A 9,252-nucleotide genomic window follows, 5' to 3' on the forward strand; every position below is an offset into this window, starting at 1 on the left:
CCAAGCCGGCGTAAGCATCGTTCATGCGTTTTTCACGGGCGGAATCCCAGGCTTCGGCATAGTCCAGTTCCAGGTTCATGCCGCGCCAGAGTGCGATATTGGTCCAAGCTTGGAAACCAATTTCGTCTCGTCCGGAGCCTTGGCTGTCGGCGAGGGTTTCGTTGTGGTGATTTGCCAAGGGCAAGTCCTGCAGGCGGTTACGATATTCAAAATTATCGTAAAGCTTGTAAGCTCCGCCGAATTGCACCGGTCCAAATCCTGATGATGCAGTCAGATAAAGGGCTTTGCCATTGATTGTGCCGTCTTTATTTTTGTCGTCGCGAATAGCGGTTTCCGCGGAGAAATCCAAAAAGTATAACATGAGGCGGGCTCTGGCTCCCAAAACATCGTCCTGGCGATAGGAATTGCCAAGCAGGGTTTGCATGCCCACAAAGCTGGTGCCCAGGGTCATAAAGTTCAAAACGGGCACTTCAAGATCAGCGCCATAGGCGAGATCCAGCTTACCAGGCGCGTCGGGATTGGGATAGCCGCTGTAGAGTGTTTTGAGACGGAAGAGATCATCGTAGGCAAATCTGAATCCGGTGACACGGTAGTCCAGGTCCATTTCCGGATTTTCATAGCTGCGAAAAACGATGCCGCTGCCAAAGCTTTCTTCCATGATGCCACCGTGGATGCTGTAAGCTCCTCTGGAATATGCAGCATAGAGTTCTTGCCAGCCCATTTCCAGGCTTTCGGGACTCAGTTCATCCAGCAGTCCGCTTTGTTCCAGGGGATAATATGGAAGCCCGGCATTAAACTTCATGCCGAAGCTGAAACCTTTGTAATCCAAGCCGAAAGCAAAACTGTTATAGAAATATGTGTTCAGGGAATCAGGCGCGGTACGATAAGTTAAACCGGCTTCATTTGTTCCATTTAACTGTAGTGTGTTTTGTGCTGCCAGGGGTAAAAATAATGCCAGCAGCAGGATTAAAAAAGTTAGTTTTTGTCTGTGCATGGTTTATGAATGTCCTTTTCTTGTAATTCAGATTTTGAATTGTCCTTGTGGATTTGTTTGTCGCTGTGATCGTGGTCATCGTCGCAATCATCACAGTCTCCGCCACAATCGCAATCTTCGTGTTCGTGCAGGCCCAGCACTTCGCGGATTTTGGCTTCATATTCCTTTTCGGTGCCAGCGGTGTAGCCTTTGTGTTCAAAAACGATTTCGCCTTCCGGAGAAAGAATGAAGGTGTGGGGCGGTTCGCTCACATTAAGTTTTTTTGCCAAGGTTTTGTCGGGATCGTAAAGTGTTATAAAATCATAAGCTTTGCTCTTGATATAGTTCTTGGCACGAGCCTGGTTTTTGGGCGCGTCCAGGGAAACCAGCACCACGGTGAGCGTTTCATATTTTTGTTGAAGCTCGGTGAAAGCGGGCATCGCCTGTTTGCAGGGTTGGCAATAGTCTGCCCAAAAATCCACAATCACGGGACCATTTCCAAGGATGTCTTCCAGGTTTACGTTTTTGCCGGCCTCGTTGGGCAGGCGAAATTGAGGCATCTCGTTGGCCAGCAAGCCGATGGCCACAACAATAAGGCTGATGAGAAGAAGATATTTTTTCATGTCTCGTCTCCTGATATCTGTATTTTTTAAAGCATTTTCTTCTTTTTGGATTCGTTCTTGATTCCCAAAGTATTCTTGATCGCCTCGCACTCGTTGGATACCCGTCCATGGACGGGGGACTTACGAAGGCGAGACGAGAGAGATATCTTCACGAACCAAGAGCGGATTGAACCGGGGAAGCTTCAGCGGGAAATTGGCACTTCGATTCCGCCGTAAATCCTGGCATTATTTGCAAATGAGGCCGGGCGATGCTGGGCAAAAATCACCAGAAAAGCGTCGTCCGGGATATTTTCAGACGCGTTTAAAACAAAGTTTACAGGCTGGGAAAGGTCTGTGCCACCAATGTTTATCATGTTTTTGGCACGTACGAGGTTATGCATGGGGTGCTGCTGGATGGGATGGCTGGCTTGACGTTCGATCAGCACAACGTTTAGCACCAAATCGCTCCAATTGGGCACCTGGGGCGAAAGATTCAACTTGATGGAACCGGTAACAGTTTGTCCTTGAACCCAATAGCTGAGATTGGAATACTCTGCCAAACATTCCACTTCGGCAAGGCTGGCAACCAGAGGCGCAAATTCCGCCAAAGTTTCAGGGGCGCTGCCGCTCAGTTTGGTTTCACCCTGGAAAATGGTTGTGGGCGCGGAGGTGACTCCGTAATAGCTGTGAGTTCCTTCACCCGGGATTTGCAAGGGTCCTGTGATGTGATATTCCAGAAAGCTGAGGTTGTTTGGATAATCCAATTGCAGGTGTTGCAGCTCAGCTTCCACCGGAGGACAGTTTGGGCAGTTCGGGAAGGTGAAATATTCGATAATCACGCGCTGTTTGGGGTTTGGCACCACGCAGCTTGCCTGGTTTCCGCGCAACATCCAGCGTCCGTCACGTTTGATGGCTTCATCACCCACAAAACTGCTGTCCGCGATTACAGTTTCGGCTTCCGATATATATAGACGCCATGAGCTTACATACAGCAAATCAGAAAGCTTCTGTATTTCAATCAGGTTGGCGCTGGCAAAAGCGTTGGGGTGGTCTCTAAAAATGCCTTCCAGCCAGTCGCGACGCTCTGCCTTGCTGATTCCGGAATGCATGTAATCGTCCGCGAAATATTGCATTAATTCATCAATTCCGGCTTCCGGCTGGTTTTGCAAGGCTTGGTTCAGAGGTTGGAAAAGCAGCGCATCCAAATCCTCGTCTTGGGGTGGATCGAATATATGTGGGAAGCGGTCGCAGGCAGTAAATGCCAATAAGGTTAAAGCGGCGAGCGCGGCCAAAAGAAGTCGTTTCATCAGTTTTTCTCCAGTTTTATCTTGTCCAGGGCGTCCAGCAGTTCCTTTTTGCTGAAAAGTTCGCTCATTTTGATGGGCTGTTCACCCGGAATGTAGAGCGCGTTAAAGGGCACACCGATGCTGCCTTCTTTTTCCAGCCACTGTTTCAGGATGGGATCTTCCTTGGTGAAATCACCGTAGAAAAGGGTCACCCCTTTTTCCTGAAAAGCCTGCTGGATATCAGGTTGGCTTAAAACCTTTTTCATGTTGGTTTTACAATTTTGACACCAGGCGGCGCCAATATCCAAAAACACGGGTTTGCCTTCAGCCATCAGCTTTTCAAAAGCCTCTTCGTTGAACACGTAAAAACCTTCATATTCAGCGGCTTGCAGTCCATCGGCGGAGAGCGTGGCGCTTTCCTTTGGACGCATGCTTTCATCCCAAGGCAGGTAGTTCCAAGCAGCCCAGGCGATTACAGCCACAGCGGCGAGTCCCAAAACAATCTGCACCCATTTCTTGTTTTCGGGACGCACAAAACGTCCGTAGAGCCAGGCGCCGAAGCCAAGGAATACGATGAAGATAGCTGTGTTGAGCATGTAGGGCCCGCTTTTGGTGAGCCCCCACACGTTGGAGAAATATTTCCAAACCAGATACATGAGCACGAAGCCCATGGTTTCCTTGAAAATATTCATCCATTCACCCGGTTTGGGAATGAGTTTGAGTGCTTTTGGGAAAAGACTGATGATGATGAAGGGCAGCGCGAAACCGAAGCCGATGAGCAGGAAAAACAGCACCAACATTGGCGAAGAGAGCCGCACCGCCACTTCCAGCGCGGGTCCCATGAAAGGACCCATGCAGGAAAATCCCATCAGGAAGGCGAAGATGCCGGCAAAGAATGAACCGGCATAACCCTGTTTGGATGTGCTTTTGGCAGCAACGTTCATGCCGGGAGCGGTCATTTCCCAAACTCCCATCAGCGACAATCCAAAAAGGAACAAAATGCTGAGCATAATGAGGTTATAAACCAGGCTTTGGCTCAAAAAACCGTAGGTAAGGTTCACACCCGAAGCGCGGGTAATCACAAACACGGCCGCGATGGCACCAAACGAGATGAGCACTCCCAGGGTGTAAACCATTGTGTGGATGAGGACTTTGGTGATGTCTTTCTGGGCTTGGTTAACCATACTCATGGCCCGGATGGGCAAAATTGGCAGAACGCAGGGTGTAAAATTCAAAACAATGCCGCCCAAAAGCGCCAGAAGCAGATAATACCAGATTTTGCCACCAGCGGCATTTTCGCTTTCGTCACTGGCATCAACAGGAGTTTCTGCTGCCTCTTCCTGTACGGATTCCGGCTCCACAACTTCATCTCCATCAAGCACATCAGCCGCGTCATCAGTTTGGGTTTCGACGGGGCTTTCCAAAGCCAAAATTTCCAGGCTGGCTTTGCCTTCCACATCGCGGGGTGGATCGCAAAAACCACTGGTTTTGTGACACAGACCAAAGGTCATGGTGGCTTTAATATCCAGTTTACCAGGCTTTGCGTTTTTATCCAGGGTGAAGGGTTTGGAAAGAGTGACAGTTTTATGATATTCCCAAACTCCCTCCGTTTTTTGAGTTGGCGAAGGATACTGGGTTTTACCAAATTTCAGGCCGGGATAGCTGCCATCCAGGGTGAGATTAAAATAGTCGTCCTCCCCATCCGCAGGATCGTAGTTCTGTTTCTTTTCAGGGTCGGCGATGCTGAGGGTGGCTTTCAACACACCTTTTTCACCAGGTTTCAGCTTGGCAGGGCTAATGCTGAATTTCACGTTTTGGGCCATGGCAGGCAAAACCAGGGCCAAGGCAAACGATAATAATATGAGAGTCTTGAACTTAGAGCTCATTCAAAACCTCCTGGTCACTTTATTTTTTTATCTAATATATGCAAATCATGTTCCATGGGGAGGCACATTGTCCGCAGGGCTGCGCGCAAGTTTTCGCTTCAGTTCAGGCAATTGCGAAAGCAGGAGTCCCAGCACCGTAAGCAACACTCCTCCCATGGTTTTAAGAGTAATTTTGTCGCCCAAAAGCATCCAGGCCAGAAAGATGGTGAAAACCGGGATAAGGTTCGTGAAGATATTCGCGCGAACCGTACCAATATCGCGGATTACGCCTGTATAGAGCAAAAAGGCGGCCACCGTGGCAAAAAGCGACATCGCTATCACCGGCAGCATGCTTTCCCAGCTATGCTGACAACCACTGAAATGCTTCAGATCGAATATCAAAAATATAGGCAACATATAGATCATGCCAAAGAAATTTTGCCAGGCTACGATAGTGAGGGGGCGGTATTTCAGCGCAATTCGCCGCACTGTGATGGCATAGAACATGCCGGAAAACACTGCCACAAGCAGCAGCATTATGCCTTTGAGGGTGCCAGAGAACTCCGGTTCGGCAAGGCTGATGAGGGCAACACCGCCAAAGGAAATGAGCAGCCCCAGAATCAAAAGCGGGGTGATTTTTTCCTTTAAAAAAATCCAGGCGCCCAGCGCGGTGATGAGCGGGATGGTGGAAATGATGAGTGAACCCAGTGTGGGAGAAACGAATTGCATCCCGTTGGCTTCGCCCAAAAAATAGCAAAATGGCTCAAAAAACGCCACCATCATCATGTATAGTATGTCTTTTGGCTCCATCTTTTCGCGCTTGCGGAAAATCAAAATCACGCCAAAAAGCAGGACAGTTGCCAGCAACAGGCGCAAAAACACTATTTCGTAGGGCCTGTAAGTTATGAGAGCCTGTTTTATCCAGATGAAGGTGAAAGACCAAAAGAGCATCGCCAGGCTGGCCTTGAGATAAACAAACCAGTTTTTCATCGCTGGTCTTGGCTTCCCTTGTTTTTTGTTTTCATTTTTTTGAAGGGCTTAAAAGGCTGTCCCAGCCTGTCATAAAAGCTCGTCCATCTTTTCCTGTTGCAGGTGGTCAACCACTTTTTTCACCTCTTCACTGCGGTCTTTGGCGGTGATGAGGATGGAATCCTCGGTTTCCACCACGCAGAGATTTTCCACTCCAATCAGGGCAACGAATTTGTCACTGTAAATATAGTTATCGAAGGCGTCAACCGCGAAACCGTTGCGGCGGAAGCTGTTACCGTGTCCGTCAGCATCGGAAATATCCGCCATCGCTTTCCAGGAACCCACATCGTTCCAACCGTAATCCACCGGAATCACAGCCCGTTGCGAAGCGCGCTCCATGATTCCGATATCCACAGAGGTTTTGGGCATCATGGCATAGGCTGTGGCAATGTCTTCCTCCGGAGCGCCGGTGAGCCTGAGTTCCGCAACATCCTCTGCAATTTGCAGAGCTTGGGGGAGGTGGTTTTCAAAGGCTTGTTGGATGGCTTTGAGAGTCCAGCAAAACATGCCACTGTTCCACAGGAAATTGCCCTGACGAAGGAAGTCCGCGGCGGTTTCCACGTTGGGTTTTTCCTTGAAACGCTGCACCTCCAAGACGCCGGGATCGAGTTCCTTGCCACATTCAATGTAGCCGTAACCTGTTGCGGGATATTGGGGTACGATGCCGAAAGTGACCAGCGCTCCGCTTTGTGCCACCTCTTCGGCATGGCTGAGGCTGGCTAAAAAAGCGTCCACATTTTGGATAACGTGGTCGGCAGGCAAAACCACCATGCTTTCACTATCCGGATGTTGTTTACGCAACTGTGCCAAAGCCAGCGCGATGCAGGGCGCGGTGTTCATCCCAAAAGGTTCGATAATCACGTTTTCATAGGGAATTTCCGGAAGGTTTTCACGCACGAGGCGGGCTTGGGATGCGGCGGTGACCACAAAAACGCGCTCTGGCTGGATGAGGGGCTTGAGCCGGTCATAGGTGAGCTGCAGCATCGTTCTGGTTTCCGTGACGCGCAGGAATTGCTTGGGATTCGCGGCCCGGCTGGCGGGCCAAAACCTGGTGCCGGAGCCTCCGGCCATGATTAGGGCTATCATTTTTACCTCTATATTATTTTATTATTTGCACGTTTTTGGGATGGCTAACCTGCCAAACCGAGGCGGGGATGGAAGCGTTCTGCTTGATGTCCGAAAAGCTGTAGTTCACAGTGTTGCCACTTTTATCCGTGTAGCCAAGTTTGTTAACGATGCCGGTTGATGGATTCATGGTGGCGGTTAGCGAAGAGACAAGATCATCCTGTTTTGGCACCAGCTTCACCGAAGCGGAATTTTTTCCGCTGGCAGTGACGGTCACCGCGGATTTATCCCAATAAAACTGCAGGATTTCAACCGGGTTCATGCGGCCAAACTGCGCCTGCACAGCGCTTTGGAACAAAGTGTTGGAAGCCGCGTCATAAAGCTCGACCCGGTTATTTTCAATCTTCAAATATTGCTCGCTGGGCTTGGTGAATTTCATCAGCATGCGCCCCTGCGTGAAGTATATCCTGCCGCTGTAGGTCACGGTTTTTTTTAGCTGGGGATAATAGTTGCTTTGCTGCAGAACCGCCTGAAAACTGCTGAGATTTTTGTATGTAGTCTGCAATTTGCTGTAAAGTTCGGAGGCAGTTTGACCCTGCAGGGCAATGAGGCAGGCAAATGCCATCAGAATCAAAATCATTTTTTTCATCTTGGTTTCCTTTTCTCTTTTTGGAACTTTCTCATATCAATACTCGCTTTCAGGCTTGCTCCTGCGCTTTATCGCTCTTCGCGGATGATGCCGCTTTGGATGAGATCGTCCATGGTGGCAAGCACATCACGGGATTTGCTGCCCAGATGTGGGCCGACGATGCGTGCCCGTTCCAATAAATCAACCAAACGCCCTGCGCGCGCGTAGCCGATGCGGAAATGGCGCTGTAACATGGAAACCGAGGCTGTGTTTGCCTGAACTACCACCCGCGCGGCTTCAGGGAAAAGTTCATCATCATAATCGAAACCACCCAAGCTCTCATCTTCGGGTTTGATCACGCTAAACTCTTGCTTGGGCTTGGGTTGGGTTGCCAAATAAGCACAAACCCTGGAGATTTCCTGATCCGAAACGAAGGCGCCGTGAATGCGTTCGGTGAGCGCTTTTCCGGGTGGAAGGAAGAGCATGTCGCCACTGCCCAAAAGCCTTTCCGCACCGATTTGATCCAAAATAACGCGTGAATCCACCCGGGATGAAACCTGAAAAGCTATGCGGGCGCTGAAGTTAGCTTTGATGACGCCGGTGATAACCTTGATGGAGGGCCGCTGCGTTGCCAAAATGAGGTGGATGCCCACCGCTCTGGCCATCTGGGCCAAACGTGTGATGGGAACCTCTATATCCTTGCCGCTGGTGAGGATGAGATCGGCAAATTCATCCACCACAATCACGATGTAGGGCAGTTTTTCGCCGTCCTTTTCGGTTCCCGCTTTTTCGTTGAAGGAAGAGATGTCGCGCACGCCTGCTTCCTGTAAAAGTTCGTAACGGCGCTCCATTTCGCGCACAGCCCAATACATGTTTTCAAGGGCTTGTTCCGGCTCGGTGACCACATTGCCAATCAGGTGTGGAAGTCCATTGTAGCCAGCCAGTTCCACCCTTTTGGGGTCAATCAAAATCAGGCGCATTTCATCCGGTTTGGCGCGCAAAATGAAACTCATGATGATGGCATTGATGCAAACGCTTTTGCCGCTGCCGGTGGCACCTGCGATGAGGAGATGCGGCATTTTTGCCAAATCTGAAACCACAGGGCGTCCCGCAGTATCTTTGCCCAGACCAAAAACCAGTTTGGAGGTGGTGGATTTTATCTCGTCGGAAAGCAGCAAGTCGCGCAAGTAAATCATGTCGCGACTCATATTTGGGATTTCGATTCCGATGAGGCCGCGCCCCGGTATGGGAGCCTGCACACGGATGGATTTTGCCTTGATGGCCAAAGCCAAATCGTCTGCCAGGGAGGCAAACCTGCTCACTTTAACGCCTTTGGCGGGTTCAAGCTCATATTGAGTGATGATGGGGCCGATGTTCACGTTGCGCACCTGAGCTTCGATGCCAAATTCCGCCAATTTATCCTTCAATATCTGACTGGTTCCCAAAATCTGATTTTCTATGTCCTTGCGTTCCTTATCGGTTAGTTTGATCGGACTTTCCAAAAATTCCTCGATTACAGGCATCACATATTCCCTGTCGTCTGGCAAATCTGTCGGTTCAGGTTTGGGCGGAGGGATTTCCTCTTTGGGCGCGCTTTTTGGGGGTGAAGGCTGACTTTGCGGCTCTGTGGCTTTTTCCTGTGAATGGTTTTGAATAATTGGCTTCGGAGTGACCTCTGGAGTTTGCTCCTTGTGGATGGTGGGTTTTTCGGGTTTTGGCTTTTTTGGTTTGGCTTCACGTTTTTTTGTGATTTCAGCCCAAACACGCGCGAAAAATTCTTTCACCCTGCCAAATCCGAAAAAGA

The 9,252-nt window shown here is 49.8% G+C and carries 7 protein-coding genes and 1 pseudogene; all 8 read right to left on the minus strand.

Features of this window, described 5'->3' with window-relative positions; genetic code table 11:
• The coding region (locus GX135_05665; protein NLN85572.1) for a hypothetical protein at nt 1-994 on the minus strand (994 nt) is incomplete at its 3' end.
• Entirely contained in the window at nt 976-1,533 is a 558-nt protein-coding gene (locus tag GX135_05670; protein ID NLN85573.1) for a TlpA family protein disulfide reductase, read from the minus strand. The genes GX135_05665 and GX135_05670, both read right to left, overlap by 19 nt.
• Nucleotides 1,534-1,778: 245 nt before the next feature.
• A complete protein-coding gene (locus GX135_05675) occupies nt 1,779-2,882 on the minus strand; it encodes a thioredoxin family protein (GenBank protein ID NLN85574.1) in 1,104 nt (367 codons plus the stop codon).
• Nucleotides 2,882-4,747, minus strand: a complete 1,866-nt coding sequence (locus tag GX135_05680; GenBank protein ID NLN85575.1) for a DUF255 domain-containing protein — start codon at nt 4,745-4,747, stop codon at nt 2,882-2,884. The genes GX135_05675 and GX135_05680 overlap by 1 nt, the downstream gene beginning before the upstream one ends.
• A gap of 45 nt (nt 4,748-4,792) precedes the next feature.
• Nucleotides 4,793-5,716: an EamA family transporter gene (locus tag GX135_05685; GenBank protein NLN85576.1), complete on the minus strand. Its 924-nt coding sequence runs from the start codon at nt 5,714-5,716 to the stop codon at nt 4,793-4,795.
• 69 nt (nt 5,717-5,785) lie between these two features.
• Entirely contained in the window at nt 5,786-6,841 is a 1,056-nt protein-coding gene (locus GX135_05690) for an NTP transferase domain-containing protein (GenBank protein ID NLN85577.1), read from the minus strand.
• A 13-nt stretch (nt 6,842-6,854) separates the two neighbouring features.
• Nucleotides 6,855-7,469, minus strand: coding sequence for an outer membrane lipoprotein carrier protein LolA (locus GX135_05695; GenBank protein NLN85578.1), 615 nt, complete (start codon nt 7,467-7,469; stop codon nt 6,855-6,857).
• 68 nt (nt 7,470-7,537) lie between these two features.
• A pseudogene (locus GX135_05700) lies at nt 7,538-8,986 on the minus strand (DNA translocase FtsK).
• Nucleotides 8,987-9,252 lie beyond the last annotated feature (266 nt).

The sequence above is a fragment of the Candidatus Cloacimonadota bacterium genome (assembly GCA_012522635.1).
GTDB lineage: Bacteria > Cloacimonadota > Cloacimonadia > Cloacimonadales > Cloacimonadaceae > Syntrophosphaera.

What these genes read in the sequence shown, in the direction of transcription:
- GX135_05670 (NLN85573.1), bottom strand. Translation starts at nt 1,533, where the DNA reads ATGCCTCAATTTCGCCTGCCCAACGAGGCCGGCAAAAACGTAAACCTG.
- GX135_05675 (NLN85574.1), bottom strand. Translation starts at nt 2,882, where the DNA reads ATGAAACGACTTCTTTTGGCCGCGCTCGCCGCTTTAACCTTATTGGCA.
- GX135_05680 (NLN85575.1), bottom strand. Translation starts at nt 4,747, where the DNA reads ATGAGCTCTAAGTTCAAGACTCTCATATTATTATCGTTTGCCTTGGCC.
- GX135_05685 (NLN85576.1), bottom strand. Translation starts at nt 5,716, where the DNA reads ATGAAAAACTGGTTTGTTTATCTCAAGGCCAGCCTGGCGATGCTCTTT.
- GX135_05690 (NLN85577.1), bottom strand. Translation starts at nt 6,841, where the DNA reads ATGATAGCCCTAATCATGGCCGGAGGCTCCGGCACCAGGTTTTGGCCC.
- GX135_05695 (NLN85578.1), bottom strand. Translation starts at nt 7,469, where the DNA reads ATGAAAAAAATGATTTTGATTCTGATGGCATTTGCCTGCCTCATTGCC.